The 16,773-nt window shown below is 67.5% G+C and carries 13 protein-coding genes; 11 read left to right on the forward strand and 2 right to left on the reverse strand.

What is annotated here, in order from left to right; genetic code table 11:
* Positions 1 to 15: 15 nt before the first annotated feature.
* Positions 16 to 771, reverse strand: coding sequence for a potassium channel family protein (locus FBY33_RS13400; protein WP_142030994.1), 756 nt, complete (start codon positions 769 to 771; stop codon positions 16 to 18).
* On the reverse strand, positions 768 to 1,442 hold the full coding sequence (locus FBY33_RS13405; protein WP_142030995.1) for a potassium channel family protein: 675 nt from the start codon (positions 1,440 to 1,442) through the stop codon (positions 768 to 770). Before FBY33_RS13405 ends, FBY33_RS13400 begins: the two co-directional genes overlap by 4 nt.
* A 118-nt stretch (positions 1,443 to 1,560) precedes the next feature.
* Between FBY33_RS13405 and FBY33_RS13410 the strand changes: the two genes are divergently transcribed.
* From FBY33_RS13410 to FBY33_RS13460, 11 genes are all read left to right on the forward strand, one after another.
* Positions 1,561 to 3,537, forward strand: coding sequence for an APC family permease (locus FBY33_RS13410; protein WP_142030996.1), 1,977 nt, complete (start codon positions 1,561 to 1,563; stop codon positions 3,535 to 3,537).
* On the forward strand, positions 3,534 to 4,922 hold the full coding sequence (locus tag FBY33_RS13415) for a class I SAM-dependent RNA methyltransferase (protein ID WP_142030997.1): 1,389 nt from the start codon (positions 3,534 to 3,536) through the stop codon (positions 4,920 to 4,922). The genes FBY33_RS13410 and FBY33_RS13415 overlap by 4 nt, the downstream gene beginning before the upstream one ends.
* 165 nt (positions 4,923 to 5,087) lie before the next feature.
* Positions 5,088 to 7,913, forward strand: coding sequence for an aconitate hydratase (locus FBY33_RS13420; RefSeq protein WP_142030998.1), 2,826 nt, complete (start codon positions 5,088 to 5,090; stop codon positions 7,911 to 7,913).
* A 130-nt stretch (positions 7,914 to 8,043) separates the two neighbouring features.
* A complete protein-coding gene (dxs, locus tag FBY33_RS13425; RefSeq protein ID WP_142030999.1) occupies positions 8,044 to 10,017 on the forward strand; it encodes a 1-deoxy-D-xylulose-5-phosphate synthase in 1,974 nt (657 codons plus the stop codon).
* The gene (locus FBY33_RS13430; RefSeq protein WP_200831379.1) at positions 10,014 to 10,631 is read left to right on the forward strand and encodes a DUF402 domain-containing protein; all 618 of its coding nucleotides are present in this window, start codon (positions 10,014 to 10,016) and stop codon (positions 10,629 to 10,631) included. Before dxs ends, FBY33_RS13430 begins: the two co-directional genes overlap by 4 nt.
* Positions 10,628 to 11,188, forward strand: coding sequence for a hypothetical protein (locus FBY33_RS13435; RefSeq protein WP_142031000.1), 561 nt, complete (start codon positions 10,628 to 10,630; stop codon positions 11,186 to 11,188). The genes FBY33_RS13430 and FBY33_RS13435 overlap by 4 nt, the downstream gene beginning before the upstream one ends.
* A 9-nt stretch (positions 11,189 to 11,197) precedes the next feature.
* Positions 11,198 to 12,175: an aldo/keto reductase gene (locus FBY33_RS13440; protein ID WP_142031001.1), complete on the forward strand. Its 978-nt coding sequence runs from the start codon at positions 11,198 to 11,200 to the stop codon at positions 12,173 to 12,175.
* A 6-nt stretch (positions 12,176 to 12,181) separates the two neighbouring features.
* On the forward strand, positions 12,182 to 13,207 hold the full coding sequence (locus tag FBY33_RS13445) for a nucleoside hydrolase (RefSeq protein ID WP_142031002.1): 1,026 nt from the start codon (positions 12,182 to 12,184) through the stop codon (positions 13,205 to 13,207).
* A 187-nt stretch (positions 13,208 to 13,394) separates the two neighbouring features.
* Positions 13,395 to 14,285 (forward strand): ECF transporter S component, encoded by an 891-nt coding sequence (locus tag FBY33_RS13450; RefSeq protein WP_142031003.1) that lies wholly within the window; start codon positions 13,395 to 13,397, stop codon positions 14,283 to 14,285.
* A gap of 10 nt (positions 14,286 to 14,295) precedes the next feature.
* Positions 14,296 to 15,084, forward strand: coding sequence for an energy-coupling factor transporter transmembrane component T (locus FBY33_RS13455; protein ID WP_142031004.1), 789 nt, complete (start codon positions 14,296 to 14,298; stop codon positions 15,082 to 15,084).
* A complete protein-coding gene (locus FBY33_RS13460; RefSeq protein WP_235010561.1) occupies positions 15,077 to 16,714 on the forward strand; it encodes an ABC transporter ATP-binding protein in 1,638 nt (545 codons plus the stop codon). The genes FBY33_RS13455 and FBY33_RS13460 overlap by 8 nt, the downstream gene beginning before the upstream one ends.
* The last annotated feature ends 59 nt before the right edge of the window (positions 16,715 to 16,773 follow it).

The following is a 16,773-nucleotide window of genomic DNA, read 5'->3' on the forward strand; positions in this document are numbered from 1 at the left end:
GGTGCGGCGGCGGACCTAGCCGTCGAAGCCGTCGTCGTCCTGAGCGTGCCCGTGGCTGCCTGCGGCAGCGGTCTGGGCGCTCTCCGCAGCCTCACCGGTTTCGATGCTGCCGGGGGCGGAGGACAGCAGCTCCCGAAGTCCGTCCTCAGCGGCGATGGTGGTGACGAAGAAGAGCTCGTCGCCGCCGTCGATCACGTCGTCCCGGCTGGGCGTGATGGGTGCCTGGTCCCGCAGGATCGCCACCAGCGTGGCGTCCTCCGGCCAGTGGATGTCGCCCACGGTCATGCCGATGACGTGGGAATCGTGCGGAACCGTAAATTCCACCAGGGACGCCACACCCGTCTGCAGCGTCAGCAGGCGTACCAGGTCGCCGATCTCCACCGCCTCCTCCACCAGGGCGGTCATCAGCTGCGGGGTGTTCACGGCCACGTCGACGCCCCAGGAATCATTGAACATCCAGTCGTTCTTCGGGTTGTTCACCCGGCCCACAGTGCGCCCGACCCCAAACTCGGTCTTGGCCAGCAGGGACACCACCAGGTTCACCTTGTCGTCGCCGGTGGCGGAGACCACCACGTCGGCATCCTCCACCTTGGCCCCCTGGAGTGTGGAGAGCTCGCACGCGTCACCCACCAGCCAGTGGGCGCCCCGCAGGCCGCTGCGCCCGATCACCTCCGGCTTGAGGTCGATCAGGAGGATCTCGTGCTTGTGCGCCAGCAGCTCCCTGGCGATGGACGATCCGACGCTGCCCGCGCCGACGATAACGACTTTCACTGGTACTCCTTGGCGGGGGCTTTGGAGAGGATCTGGGCGATCTGGGCGCTGCGGTCCACCTGCAGCATGGCGTGCACGGTGTCGCCGTCCTGGTAGGCGGTCCCGGCGTCGGGAAGCAGGCCCTCGCCGAAGCGGGTCAGGTACGCCACGCGGACATCGGCAGCCTTCTCAATACTGCTGACGCGGTGCCCGATCCAGCCGGCATCGAGTTCCAGTTCGGCCAGGACCAGGCGTCCGGAGGGTTCGCGGAAGTCGCCAGCGAGGTGCTGCTCGGGAAGGATGCGGCGCAGCACCTGGTCAGCGCTCCAGCGGACGGCAGCCACCGTGGGAATGCCCAGGCGCTGGTAGATCTCGGCGCGTCCCGGGTCATAGATCCTGGCGACGACGTGCGGTACGTGGAAGGTTTCGCGGGCCACCCGGGTGGCCAGGATGTTGGAGTTGTCACCGCTGGAGACGGCGGCGAAGGCGTAGGCCTCACCCACCCCTGCCTGCTTGAGGGTGTCCCGGTCAAAGCCGACGCCGGTGACTTTCCGTCCGGTGAAGCCCTGGCGGAGCCGGCGGAAGGCGCGGTCGTCCTGGTCGATGATGGCCACGGAATGCCCGGCATCCTCCAGCGTGTGCGCCAGCGTTGCCCCCACCCGGCCACATCCCATGATCACGAAATGCGCCACCGTATCTCCTCTGTATGTAAGTCAGGATCGTGCAGCTAGAACTCTACCGGCATGGCCCCTGTCAGGCCTGGCCCGGACCCGTCATGACATCGTCCGCGATTCAGACTAGCTTTGTGGGGTGTTGACAATACTGAACGCCGTCAAACGCGTGCTGGTGGGCAGGCCCTTCCGGAATGACCGTCTGGCCCATACCCTGCTCCCCAAGAAGATCGCACTGCCGATCTTCGCCTCCGACGCCCTTTCATCCGTAGCCTACGCGCCGGATGAGATCCTGCTGACCCTTGCCCTGGCGGGCGTCAGCGCCGTGGCCATCTCGCCGCTGGTGGGCCTGGCCGTGATGGTGGTACTGCTGACTGTCGTCGCGTCCTACCGGCAAAACGTCCACGCGTACCCGTCGGGCGGCGGCGACTACGAGATCGCCAACGAGAACCTCGGCAAGTACGCCGGCCTGACGGTGGCGTCGGCCCTCCTGGTGGACTATGTCCTGACGGTGGCCGTGTCCATGTCCTCGGCAGCGGCCTACCTCACTACCGCTGTACCGTCGCTGCACGGTGAGCAGGCCGTCATAGCCACCATCGGCGTCGTCATCCTTGCCCTGGTCAACCTGCGCGGCATCAAGGAAGCGGGCAGCGTCTTTGCTGTCCCCACCTACATCTTCATGGCGGCAATCCTGGGAATGACCGCGGTGGGCGTATTCCAGGCCGCAACCGGGCAACTGGGGGAGGCGCCGTCGGCGGCCTTTACCATCGTCCCAACGGAGGGCTTCGACCAGGGCCTGGTGGGCCTGGCCGGTGCGTTCCTGCTGCTCCGGGCCTTCTCCTCCGGGGCCGCAGCACTCACGGGCGTGGAAGCGATCAGCAATGGCGTTCCCAACTTCCGGCACCCCAAGAGCAAGAACGCGGCCACCACCCTGCTGCTCCTGGGTGTGATCGGCGCCGCGATGCTGGCCGGCATCATCTACCTGGCCAACGCCACCAAGGTCCACATCGTGCTGGATCCGGCCACGGAATTCCTGCTGAACGGCGAGCCGCTGCCGGAGGGATACATCCAAAACCCCGCCATCAGCCAGATCGCCCAGACCATCTTCGGCGCGGGATCGGTTCCCTTCTACGTGGTGGTGGCAGCCACCGGCGTCATCCTGGTGTTCGCCTCCAACACGGCCTTCAACGGGTTCCCGGTTCTTGGCTCCATCCTTGCCCAGGACGGCTACCTGCCCCGCCAGCTCCGGACGCGCGGTGACAGGCTGGCGTTCAGCAACGGTGTGCTTGCCCTGGCGGCGGGCGCCCTGGTGCTGATCATTTCGTTCGACGCGGACGTCACCAAGCTCATCCAGCTCTACATCGTGGGCGTCTTCATCTCCTTCACCCTCAGCCAGCTTGGCATGATCCGGCACTGGGGGCGCGAACTCAAGCTCGCCAAGGACAAGGCCGTCCGGCGCCGCATGGTGAAGTCCCGCACCATTAACAGCATCGGCTTCGGCATGACGGGGCTGGTGCTGGTGATCGTCCTGATCACCAAGTTCGAACAGGGCGCCTGGATCGCCCTGCTGGCCATGTTCATCCTCTTCCTGATCATGTGGAGCATCCGGGCGCATTACGACAACGTGGCCAAGGAACTCGCCGTGGACGAGGACTCCTCGCCCCGGGCCCTGCCCACCCGCGTCCACGCCGTCCTGCTGGTCTCGCACGTCCGCAAGCCGGTCCTGCGGGCACTGGCCTACGCCCGTGCGTCCCGGCCCTCGCGGCTGGACGCCATCACGGTGGATATCGACCAGGAGGAAACGGCCCATACCATCGCCGACTGGGAAAAGCTTGAAATCCCCGTCCCGCTGACCGTCCTCGCCAGCCCTTACCGCGAGACCGTCACGCCGATCATGGACTACATCAAGCAGATGCGCCTGGACTCCCCGCGGGACCTGATCGTGGTCTACATCCCGGAGTACGTGGTGGGCAAGTGGTGGGAGCAGCTGGTGCATAACCAGACGGCCCTGCGCATCAAGACCCGCCTGCACTTCGAGCCGGGAGTCATGGTGGCCAGCGTGCCCTGGCAGCTCAAATCATCCGAAGAAGCAAAGAACCTCCAGGACGTGCAGTGACCACAGGAACCTCCGCCAATGCCCCGCAGGCACCCGAGGCCGCCGGCCATGCAGGCGAAGAGGCAGTCCTGGACGTCGGGCCCGTAGCCCACGGCGGGCACTGTGTGGCGCGCCATGGTGGCAGGGTGGTCTTTGTCCGGCACGCCATACCGGGAGAGAAAGTCCGGGTCCGGCTCACCGACGCGGCAGACGACGCAAAGTTCTGGCGGGCGGACGTCATCGAGGTGCTCGAGGCCTCCCCGGACCGGGTGGAGCACTTTTGGCGCCCGGCAGATTCCCCCCGGGCATGGAGCCACGGCCACCCGCCGGTGGGAGGTGCCGAGTTCGGGCACATGACGCTCGCAAGGCAGCGCAGCCTGAAGGCGGACGTCCTGGCCGAACAGCTCACCCGGCTGGCCGGTGTTGGGCAGCTGCCGCCGGCCTGGGCAGGCAGCGTGGAAGCGGTGGGTGAGAACCACGACGGCGGCAGCGGGCTTGGGTGGCGCACGCGGGCCAGCTTTTCGGTCACCCCCGGGGGCAGGCTGGGCATGCACGCGCACCGCTCCAACCACATCATCCCCGTTCGGGAGATGCCCCTGGCCAGCGATGCCATCAACGCGCTGCGCTTGTGGGACCTGGACCTCCAGGGCATCGAGCGGGTCGAGGTGGCCGCCCCGGCCAACGGGTCCCGGCCCCTGGTGCTCCTGGCCCCGGCGCCCGGGACCAAGGACAAACGACTGCGGGCCATTGCCGCGGGAGTGCCGGAGGACGCCTCCGTCGCGGTCTTTGATCCTCTGACGGGCAGTGTGGCACAGCTCCGGGGACGGACGTGGGTGCAGGAATCCGCCGTTGGCCACGATTACCGGGTCACCGGAGAGGGCTTCTGGCAGATCCACCGCGACGCGCCCGGGACACTTGTGGGCGCTGTCACAGAATTCCTGCGGGACGGTGACTTCCTGCACGCCGGGGCCGTGGTTGCCGACCTCTACGCCGGCGCCGGTCTCTTCACCGCTGTCCTGGCCGACGCCGTGGGGGAGACGGGGTCCGTGCTGTCGGTCGAGGGGGCGCCGGGAACCAGCCGCGACGCCCGGAAGAACCTGCATTCGGTACCGCAGGTGGAGGTGGTCCGGGGCCGCGTGGAACGGGTCCTGCGCCAGAAACCGCGGAATTTCGACGCCCTGGTCCTTGACCCGCCCCGGGCCGGAGCCGGAAAGGCCGTGGTGGGCCAGCTCGTTGCGTCCCAGCCCAGGGCGATTGCCTACGTGTCCTGCGACCCGGCGTCGTTTGCACGTGACCTCGGTTACTTCCGCCGCTCAGGGTGGGACCTGGCCGGGCTCCGGGCCTTCGACCTGTACCCCCACACCCACCACCTCGAGACAGTGGCACTGCTGACTCCGGCTCCATGATGCGGCGGGGGTTTTGCACTACGATGGCCGTAGTAGTCCCACGTCGCGCCCGTAATCTCGGCCGGCCGTGTGCAATTTTCGGGCCCTGTAACTACTTAGGGCGTCCTAACTAGCAGGCGGTCAACCGCGCGACAAAGATGAAACTGTTGCGAGAGGAGTCCTGCGATGAGCACTGTGGACAGCTTCGGTTCAAAAGGCAAACTTAATGTAGCCGGAACCGAATACGAAATTTTCCGGTTGAACTCCGTTGAAGGTGCAGAAGCCCTTCCGTTCAGCCTCAAGGTATTGCTTGAAAACCTGCTGAGGACAGAGGACGGCGCGAACATCACTGCCGATCACGTCCGCGCTTTGGCAGGCTGGGATCCGAATGCGGAGCCCGATACAGAAATCCAGTTCACGCCGGCACGCGTGATCATGCAGGACTTCACCGGCGTTCCCTGCGTGGTTGACCTTGCCACCATGCGTGAAGCGGTCAAGGACCTGGGTGGCGACCCCAAGCGGGTCAACCCGCTGGCACCGGCCGAAATGGTCATCGACCACTCGGTGCAGATCGATGCCTTCGGCAACTCCGGCGCACTGGAGCGCAACATGGAGATCGAATACCAGCGCAACGGTGAGCGCTACCAGTTCCTGCGCTGGGGTCAGACCGCATTCGACGACTTCAAGGTTGTTCCCCCGGGAACCGGCATCGTGCACCAGGTCAACATTGAGTACCTGGCCCGCACCGTGATGACCCGCGAAGTGGACGGTGCGCTCCGCGCCTACCCCGACACCTGCGTCGGCACCGACTCGCACACCACCATGGTCAACGGCCTGGGCGTGCTGGGCTGGGGCGTGGGCGGCATTGAAGCCGAGGCAGCAATGCTCGGCCAGCCCGTCTCCATGCTGATTCCGCGCGTCGTGGGCTTCAAGCTCAGCGGCAGCATCCCCGCCGGTGCCACCGCAACCGACGTGGTGCTGACCATCACCGAAATGCTGCGCAAGCATGGCGTAGTGGGCAAGTTCGTCGAATTCTACGGCGAAGGTGTCGCAGCGGTGCCGCTGGCCAACCGCGCCACGATCGGCAACATGAGCCCCGAGTTCGGTTCCACCGCCGCCATGTTCCCCATCGACGACGTCACCCTTGACTACCTGCGCCTCACCGGCCGGTCCGAGCAGAACGTCGCCCTCGTGGAGGCCTACGCCAAGGAACAGGGCCTGTGGCACGATGCGTCCCGCGACATCAAGTTCTCCGAGTACCTGGAACTGGACCTGTCCACGGTTGTTCCGTCCATCGCCGGCCCCAAGCGCCCGCAGGACCGCATCGAGCTGACCGAGGCCAAGGACGAGTTCCGCCACGACTTGCTCAACTACGTCTCGCACGACGCCAACGCAGGCACCCTGGACGAGTCCCTCGAAGAGACCTTCCCGGCGTCGGACGCCCCGTCCTTCACCAGCGGCGCAACCCACGTCTCGGACACCGACCGCGAACCGCCGAAGTACTCGGCGGCGCACGGGGGAGCGGGCCGCATCACCAGCCCGGTTCCCGTGAAGATGGCTGACGGGCGCGAATTCGAACTGGACCACGGCGCGGTCACCATTGCGTCCATCACGTCCTGCACCAACACCTCCAACCCCTCGGTCATGCTTGCCGCCGCCGTCCTGGCGCGCAACGCCGTCGAAAAGGGCCTCACCTCCAAGCCGTGGGTCAAGACCTCCGTCGCCCCGGGCTCGAAGGTTGTTACCGACTACTACGAGAAGTCCGGCCTGACCCCCTACCTGGAGAAGCTCGGCTTCTACATCGTGGGCTACGGCTGCGCTACCTGCATCGGCAACTCCGGTCCGCTGGAAGCTGAGATCTCCGAGGCCGTCCAGGCCAACGATCTCGCGGTCGCCGCCGTCCTGTCCGGCAACCGCAACTTCGAAGGCCGGATCAACCCGGACGTCAAGATGAACTACCTGGCCTCCCCGCCGCTGGTCATCGCCTACGCCCTGGCCGGTTCCATGGACTTCGACTTCGAGACCGACCCCCTCGGCAAGGACGAGGCCGGCAACGACGTCTTCCTGAAGGACATCTGGCCCAACCCGGTTGAGGTCCAGCAGGTCATCGATTCCTCGATCGACAAGGACATGTTCGCCAAGGGCTACGAGGGCGTCTTCGACGGCGACGACCGCTGGAAGGCACTGGACACCCCGGCCGGCGACACCTTCGCCTGGGATCCCAACTCCACCTACGTCCGGAAGCCCCCGTACTTCGAGGGCATTCAGGCCACCCCGGAGCCGGTCAACGACATCACCGGAGCCCGCGTGCTGCTGAAGCTCGGCGACTCCGTCACCACCGACCACATCTCCCCGGCAGGTTCGTTCAAGTCCGACACCCCCGCCGGCCAGTACCTGCTGGCCAACGGCGTGGAGCGGAAGGACTTCAACTCCTACGGTTCACGGCGTGGCAACCACGAAGTGATGATCCGCGGTACGTTCGCGAACATCCGCATCAAGAACCAGCTCCTGGACGGCGTTGAGGGTGGCTTCACCCGCGACTTCACCCAGGCTGACGGCCCGCAGGCCTACGTCTACGACGCCGCGCAGAACTACCAGGCAGCCGGCACCCCGCTGGTGGTCCTGGCAGGCAAGGAGTACGGCTCCGGTTCGTCCCGTGACTGGGCCGCCAAGGGCACCGCCCTGCTGGGCGTCAAGGCTGTCATCGCCGAGAGCTACGAGCGCATCCACCGCTCCAACCTGATCGGCATGGGCGTCCTGCCGCTGCAGTTCCCGGCCGGCGAGAACGCTGCCAGCCTGGGCCTGACCGGCACGGAAACCTTCTCGGTGGAGGGCGTCACCGCCCTGAACGAGGGCACCACGCCCAAGACCCTGAAGGTCACCGCCACCGCCGAGGACGGCTCCTCGAAGTCGTTCGACGCCGTCCTGCGCATCGATACCCCGGGTGAAGCGGACTACTACCGCAACGGCGGCATCCTGCAGTACGTGCTGCGCCAGATCTCCGCGAACTAGCGGTTTCTGCCCAGCAGGCAACATCCTCCCGAAGCCCCGGCCGGTCACCGACCAGCCGGGGCTTCGGCTTTGCAGTCAAAACCAAGGCGTTAGAGTTAAACGGCACGTCTACCACCCGAAGGAGGGGTCATTGGGAATCTTGGACACCATCCGGAATCCGCAGGACCTGAACGAGTTGACCGAGGAACAGCTGGCACAGCTGGCCTCGGAGATCAGGGACTTCCTGATCACGAACGTTTCCCAGACGGGCGGCCACCTCGGACCCAACCTCGGCGTCGTGGAACTGACGCTGGCCGTGCACCGCATTTTCGAGTCTCCCCGCGACAGCATCGTCTTCGACACGGGCCACCAGTCCTACGTCCATAAGCTGCTGACCGGGCGCCAGGACTTCAGCACCCTCCGCCAGGAAGGCGGGCTCTCCGGCTATCCAGCCAGGGCCGAGTCAGAGCACGACATCGTCGAGAGCTCCCACGCCTCCTCCTCCCTGTCCTGGGCCGACGGCATCTCCCGCGCCCGCCAGCTCACCGGGGAAGGCGACCGGCACGTCGTCGCCGTCGTGGGCGATGGCGCCCTCACCGGCGGAATGGCGTGGGAAGCCATCAACAACATCGCCGCGGACAAGAAGCGCCGCGTGGTCATCGTGGTCAACGACAACGGCCGCTCCTACGCCCCCACCGTGGGCGGATTCGCCGACTACCTTGCCTCCCTGCGCCCCACCATCGACTCCTTCCGCGCAGCACCCGCCTATGAGGGGGCCCTGGACTGGTGGAAGAAGAAGCTCCAGAACGGCGGCCCCGCAGGCCAGTTCACCTACAAGAGCCTGCATGCCATGAAGAAGGGCATCAAGGACTGGTGGGCGCCCCAGGGCATGTTCGAGGACCTTGGCATGAAGTACATCGGCCCCGTGGACGGCCACAACCTCCAGGCCATGGAACACGCGCTCTCCACTGCCAGGAACTACGGCGGCCCCGTCATCGTGCACGCCATGACCGAGAAGGGGCATGGCTACGCCCCCGCCCGCGCCCATGAAGCGGACCAGTTCCACGCCGTGGGCATCATCGATCCGGAAACCGGTGAACCAACCGGCAGCGGCGGGGCACAGTCCTGGACCTCCGTGTTCGCTGACGAAATCGCAGCCATCTCGGATGAGCGCGACGACATCGTGGGCATCACCGGGGCCATGCTGATTCCGGTGGGCCTGCACAAGTTCGCGGCCAAGCACCCTGAGCGTGTCATCGACGTCGGCATCGCCGAGCAGCATGCGCTCACCGCGGCCGCCGGCATGGCTTTCGGTGGGCTGCACCCGGTGGTTGCCGTCTACGCCACCTTTCTGAACCGTGCCTTCGACCAACTGCTGATGGACGTCGCCCTCCACAAGGCCGGCGTCACCATCGTCCTGGACCGCGCGGGCGTGACCGGCCCGGACGGCGCCAGCCATCACGGCATGTGGGACATGGCCATGGTCCAGATCGTCCCCGGCCTGCACCTGGCCGCACCTCGCGACGCCATCAGGCTCCGGGAGGAACTGCGTGAGGCGGTGGCCATCAGCGATGCGCCCAGCGTGGTCCGTTTTTCCAAGGGATCTGTGGGGCCGGCGGTCGAGGCGCTGGAACGGTTGAGCGACGGCGTGGACGTCCTGGCCCGCCGCCCTTCCGGTTCCACCGAGAACGACGTGCTGATCGTCAGCGTCGGCGCCATGTCAGAGCTGGCCCTCGATGTCGCCAACCGGCTCGGTGCGCAGGGCATCAGCACCACCGTCGTAGACCCGCGCTGGGTCCTTCCGGTCCGCCGTTCCATCATTGCGCTGGCCTCGCATCACCGTTTGGTGATCTGCATTGAAGACGGCGTCCGTGCCGGCGGCGTCGGATCGCGCATCCGGCAGGAAATGCGTGCCGCAGGCGTGGACACCGCCCTGAACGAGGTGGGCCTGCCCGTCGAGTTCCTGGAGCACGGCACCCGCAACCAGGTGCTGGAGCGCGTGGGGCTGACCGCCCAACAGATCACGCACGACGTCGTCGCCCAGGTTTTGGGAACCAAGGTTCCGTTCGCGCGGCCCCTGCCCGGGCAACAGCACCCCACCACCGGCAGCCTTCCGATCCTGTGAAGGACGAAGATGAACTGAAGTACCCCGGACCCGCGGGGGAGTCCGGACCGGTCCTGCATACCACCACCACGCGCGTTCCCAACGGACTGCAGCCGGGCCAGCTGGTGGTCTCCAGAAACCGGAAGTGGAACGGCAAGGCCCACTGGGTGGTGCCGGGCCGGTTCCTTGGCGAAGACCGGCACGGGTGGTGGATCTTCCAGGGCACCAACGAGTTCTGTTCCCGGCCCGGTGCCGCGTTCTACACGCGTTCCGATGCTGTCCTGCTGGTGCCGCGCCAGGGCGACTGGGTGGCCACATTCTACGATTCCGCCCACCCGGCGGGCGTACGGGTCTACATCGATCTGGCGGTAGGCCATGAATGGACACAGATCCGGCCGGCTGTCACCGAGTTCCACGTCATCGACATGGACCTGGACGTCATCCGGACTGCCGACCGCGGCGTCTTCATCGACGACCAGGACGAATTCGCGGAACACAGCGTCTCCATGCGCTACCCGCAGCAACTGATCGAAGACATCCAATCCTCCGCGGACACTCTGTACCACGCCGTGAAGGCACAGCAAGCTCCATTCGACGGCACCGACGTCGAATGGTTTACAAAAGGACGCACATGAGCGGCATTGTCAGGGTCTACAAGCGCGACGACGAGGGCACCCTCCACTTCCGGGAGGCCTGGTTCGATGAGGACTACTCGCAGTTCGTCATGAATTTCGGCGCTGTGGGGCACCAGAGCAAGACCGAGGAAACCGATGTCCCCGACGCTGATGCCGCCGAGGGCCTCCTGGACGCCTTTGCAGCCCAATGTGCTGAGGACGGATTCGCCGAGATCCCCGCCGGGGAACAGTTCTGGGTGGTGGCGCAGTTCGCGCTCAAGACCCGGGAAGGTACGGAGCGGGACCGCTATCTGGAGGAGAAGGCCACCGATGCCCTGATCAGCCACCTCGCCTGGCGGGGCCTTGGCACGGTGGAGCGTTCCGAATTCACGGACTACAAGCTCAACATCTTCTGCCTGTGCCCGGACGTCAACAAGGCCGTGAACGCCATCAAGGTCTGCGCGCGCGGCGAGGACCTGGACTTCACCAAGCTCAGCATCGGCGCCGCCCCCTACAGCGACCCCGACCATTACAAACTCAAGCACTCAGCCAAGCCGGCCAGCAGCTTCACCCTCTAGGAGGCGTCCTTGACCAGTTACCGCCGCGTTGGAAAATCAGGCCTGACCGTCTCCACCGTGGGGCTTGGCTGCAACAACCTCGGCCGCGCCAATACCGCCACTGAGTCGCAGGAGGCAACGGACGCCGTCGTCCACGCGGCAGTCGATGCCGGCATGACCCTCTTCGATGTTGCCGACACCTACGGGCGCGAGCCCGGGTTGAGCGAGACCATGCTTGGCAAGGCCCTCGGAAGCCGGCGCTCCGATGTGGTCCTGGCCACCAAGTTCGGCATGGACATGAAGGGCGCCAGCGGGCCCGACTTCGGTGCCCGCGGGTCGCGGCGGTACATCATCCAGGCGGTGGAGGCTTCGCTGCGGCGCCTGGGCACGGACTGGATTGACCTCTACCAGTTCCACACGCCGGATCCGCTGACCCCCATCGATGAAACCCTCGCGGCGCTGGACATCTTGGTCCGCACCGGCAAGGTCCGCTACATCGGCCACTCCAACCGGTCCGGCTGGCAGATCGCCCAGGCGGAGTACGTGGCACGCGAACTGGGTACCGCCCGCTTCATCTCCACCCAGAACCACTACAACCTCCTGGACCGGCGTGCCGAGCTTGAAGTGACCCCGGCCGCGGAGGAGTTCGGGCTCGGCGTCCTGCCGTACTTCCCGCTGGCCAACGGCCTCCTGACCGGCAAGTACGCACCGGGCCATGCGCCGGAAGGGTCCAGGCTCAGCCACACCCGCACCAATATGGTGGACGACGCCGACTGGGACCAGCTGGGCCGGTTCAGCGCCTTCGCGAAGGAACGCGGGTTGACGGAGATCGAGGTGGCCTTCTCCTGGCTTGCCGCCCAGCCCTCGGTGGCCAGCGTCATCGCCGGGGCCACCAGGCCGGAGCAGGTCAGGCAGAACGCGGAAGCGGCGGACTGGATCCCCACACCCGAAGACCTGGCCGCCCTGGACGGGATCTTCCCGGCGGTGCCCAAGGTCGCGCTCTTCTAGGCAGCCGTGCCCGCCTACCTCCTGGACGTTGATACCGGGATCGACGACGCCCTGGCCCTTGCCTACCTGGCGGCCCTCCCGGACACGGAGTTCGTGGCAGTCACTGCCACTCCCGGCAACGTGGACGCGGACCAGGTGGCCCGCAACACCCTTGCGTTGCTGGAACTGTGCGGACGGCCCGGGGTCCAGGTGGCCGTGGGTGCCCGCAAGCCCCTGTCGATCCCGCTGCAGACCACCCCTGAGACCCACGGACCACAGGGGATCGGCTACGCCGTCCTGCCGGAGCCCGCCGGCCGGATCAGCGAACGCGATGCCGTGGACCTGTGGATCGAACATGCAAGGGCCAGGCCGGGGGAGCTTACCGCGCTCATCACCGCCCCGCTGACCAACTTCGCCCTGGCGCTGCGCAGGGAACCGCAACTTCCCGACCTCCTGGCCAAAGTGGTGATCATGGGCGGTGCCTTCTACCACCAGGGCAACACCACGCCCACCGCCGAGTGGAACACGCACGTGGACCCGCACGCCGCCAAGGAGGTCTACGCCGCCTACCGGGGAAGGCCGCTGGAGAAACTGCCGATCGTCTGTTCCCTGGACACCACCGAGCGAATGGAGCTCCGCCCGGCCCACGTCGCGGCGCTGGCCCGGGCTGCAGGTGCCACCGTTCCCGAGCTGGTGCTCCCGGAAGACCCCGAGGGCAAGCGGAGCAGCTCCGACAACACCCTTATCAGGCACCTTTCGGATGCCCTGCGTTTCTACTTCGAATTCCACCGGCTCTACGATCAGGGCTACCTCGCCCACGTCCACGACTTTTTCGCCGCAGGAGTGGCGGCAGGCACGCTCGACTACACGGCCCGCCGTGCCACCGTAGACGTCGAAACGGATTCGCTGCTCCTGGCGGGCACCACGGTGGCCGACTTCCGCGGGCTTTGGGATACGTCCCCCAACGCCCGGATTGTGTCCAGCAATGACCCGGAGCAGGCGTTCCGCGAGCTGGTGTCCGCCGTGGGAAACCTGGCACGCCGGGTGGGCTGAACCGGCAGGAGCGCGGCGTCGTGGGACCCGTGCATTTTCGCACCGGACGCTGCCTGGGATGCCCGGTAGAATGGGGCACGGACCGGCCCGGCGCAGTTGCCGCCGGCTGCTGCCGAGGTGACATAGGCAGCCACACTGAGGGCCCGGCACTGCCGGGCCACTGCCTGCACCCAAAGGAACATTCCCCATGTCATCGCCCTCTTTGACGCTCCCGTCCCAGGAACGCCCCGCGGCCCGCCGCCGGCTCCTGGAGATCCTCGGCGCCCTGGCCATCGCGGCCACCTATGTCTACCTGGTGCTCAACCAGCCCGCAGACATCACCGGAGGTCCGGGCAGCGCATCGGCCCTGATCGCCCTTACCGGTTTCCTGGCCGGCGCGGTCCTGCTGATCGTCGCCGTCCTGCCCACGCTGCCGGCGTCCACCCTGGTGCTGATCCCGGTGGCGCTGGTCCTGAATATCGTGCTCGGCCAGTTCGTTGGCAGCACCCTGGTTCCCTTCTACCTCGACGCCATCGGCACGGTGCTGATTGCCGTCCTGGCCGGCCCGGCCGCGGGCGCCGCCACGGGCGCGCTCAGCAGCATCGTCTGGTCCTTCTTCAACCCCACGGTGCTTCCGTTCGCCGCAGGCGCCGCGCTGATCGGGTGCCTGGCCGGGCTGGCAGCGCGCTATGGCCTCTTCCGCCGCTTCTATTTGGCTCCCGTGGCCGGCTTCGTGACCGGGATCATCGCCGGCGTGGTCTCCGCCCCGGTGGCCGCCTTCGTCTTCGGCGGAACCTCGGGCGTGGCCACAGGGGCGATCGTGAGCGCGTTCCGGGCCATGGGTGACACCCTCCTGGCCGCCATCACCAAGCAGGCGCTGATCTCCGACCCCATGGACAAGGCGATCGTGTTCACCATCGTGGCCATCCTGGTCTATGCGCTGCCCCGGCGGGCCCGCCAGCAGTTCCCGTTCATCCGGCGCCACCGGGTCCTGGCCGGCAGCGCTCCTGCGGCTGACGCCCGCGCGCAGGGACCCGCCCAGGATTCGGCCCAGGGATCGGCACAGGGCACCGCCCCGGATTCCGCACGGAAGGGCTGACCATACCCCTGTGACGGCATCTTCGGCAGGCAGGACGGCAGCGCCGGCCAGGCGGGAACGGCTTAACCCGTTGACGTCGCTGGCCGCTGCGGTGGCCACAGCGGCCATTACGACGGCGGCCGGCAGCTGGCCGCTGTCCCTCGCCGTGGTTGCCGCGTGCCTTGGACTGTCCCTGGCGGGCGGCACGGCCCGCCGGGTGCTGCCGGCGGCTGCTGCAGTCCTGGTTCCCCTTGGCCTGTCACTGCTGTGGCTGCATGGGCTGTTCTTCCCCGAAGGACGGACTGTCCTGGCGGCATGGGGACCCGCCCGGATCACGACAGAAGGCCTGGACTTCGCCGGGCAGCGGATCCTGCAGCTGGCCGCCGTGGTCCTGGCCCTGCTGTTATTCTCCTTCAGCGTCCGCGTCCCCGACCTCGTCGCGGCCTTGTCCGCCCGCGGGGTGCAGGGCCGGTTCGCCTTCGTCCTGGCCTCCACCCTGACCCTGCTCCCTGCCATTACGGCCCGGGCGCGGCGGATCCGACAGGCCCAGGAATCACGTGGCCTGGTGGTCTCCGGCAGCCTGGTGTCCAGGGCGCGCGCCTTCCGGCTGCAGGCCGTTCCGCTGGTCCTCTCCCTGATTGAGGACGCCGGCACCCGCGCTGCCGCCCTGGAGGCCAGGGGACTCAGCAATACCGGGCCGCGGACCAGCTACCGTGAGGTGGCTGATTCGGGCCTGCAGCGCGCAGCCCGGACGCTCCTGGTGCTGGCGGCCCTGGCGGCAGTGGTTCTCCGGGTGGTCCAGGCGGGCGCAGGTGGCTGAGCCCATGGTGACCAGCGGCCCAAGCAATGCCAGTAATGCCAGTAAAGACAGCAATGCCGGCGTGCCAGGCAAGCCGGTACTGGCAGCGGGGATCCGGCATTTCACTTTCCACGACGGCCAGGCCCCGGCCCTGCACCATGTGGCTGTGTCCTTTGCGCCGGGCTCCTTCACGGCCATTCTTGGTGCGTCCGGCAGCGGCAAGTCCACCCTGGGCCGGCTGCTGGCCGGTTGGCTGCCTCCGGGCGGCCACGGGACACTGGCAGGGTTCCTTGAGTTGTCCGGCACCCGGCTGGAGTTCGACGGTGGCCCGGGGGACCCCCGGATCGATCCCGCCCAGTGGGGCCGGCACGTGGGCTTTGTGCCGCAGGACCCCGGCGCCGTCCTGTCCACCGTCCGGGCCACAGTGGCCGAGGAGCTTGCGTTCGGACTGGAAAATGCCGGCACTGAGCGCGCTGGCATGCAGGTGGCTGTGGAGCGCACAGCCGGGCTGCTGGGACTTCGGAACCAACTGGACCAGGACCCCGTCCGGCTCTCCGGTGGCCAGCTGCGTCGCCTGGCCATCGCCTGCGCCATCATCGCCGGACCGCCCGTGCTGGTCATGGACGAGCCCTTCGCCTCCCTGGACACGGCAGGCGCGGACGATCTTGCCGCCCTGGTCCGGGCCCTGCTGAAGCGGGGCACCGCCGTCGTGATCCTCAGCCAGATGGTGGACCCGCTGTTGCCGGCCGCCGACACCTGGGTGGTGCTGTCGGGTGGCACGGTTACCGCCTGCGGGCCTCCGGCCTCCATAGGGACAGGACATGCGGAAGGCGGCAACGGCGCAGGCATGTTGCCCCGCGCGATCCGGCGTCCAGCCGAAGGGGAGGCTGCGGCGCCGCCAAAGCCGACTGCATCACCCCAGGCCGGATCCGCAGCCTTGCAGCTCCGCGGCGTGTCCTTTGCGTACCCGGGGCCACAAAGCAAAAACGAAAGTCGCGGCAAACGATGGGGCAGGGCGGCACGGACCGGGGAGCCGACCCCCGGTATCCCGGTGCTGCAGGACGTCCACCTGGCGGTGCGGCCCGGGGAAATCGTGGCGGTTACCGGGCCCAACGGCGCCGGTAAATCAACGCTCCTGCGGCACTTCAATGGCCTGCTGCGGCCCACCGCGGGAACTGTCCTGGTCGGCGGCAATGACATTTCCGGCGCGCCCGTTGGACGGACCGCGGCGGCCGTGGGCCTCTTGTTCCAGCAGCCGCGCGACCAGCTGTTCGAACGCACCGTACTGCGGGAGGTCAGCTTCGGGCTGGACCGCCTGGTGGGTCCGGACATGGCGCCAGGACGGGCCGTTGCAGCCCTTCAGGCAGTCGGCCTGGCGAAGGCCGCCGACGAGCACCCCGCCGAGCTGCCGGCCTCAGCCCAGCGCCTCCTGGCGCTGGCCACCGTCCTTGCGCGCAGGCCCGCCGTCCTTGCTCTGGACGAGCCCACCGTGGCACTGGACGGCGACGGACTGGCCCTGCTGGACGCCGCCGTCGGCTCGGCCGCAGCGGAGGGCGCCGCCGTCGTGCTGGTCACCCATGACCTGGGCTACGCACGGACGGTGGCGCACCGAATCCTGACGCTCGACGGCGGCGGGTTGGCGCCGGCCTGACCGCCAGGCCGGCGGCCTGCCCGCAGTGCGCCGCCCGCCAGTGGGCGGGCGGCGCGCCG

Origin of the sequence: Arthrobacter sp. SLBN-112, assembly GCF_006715225.1 — a bacterium.
Lineage (GTDB): Bacteria > Actinomycetota > Actinomycetes > Actinomycetales > Micrococcaceae > Arthrobacter.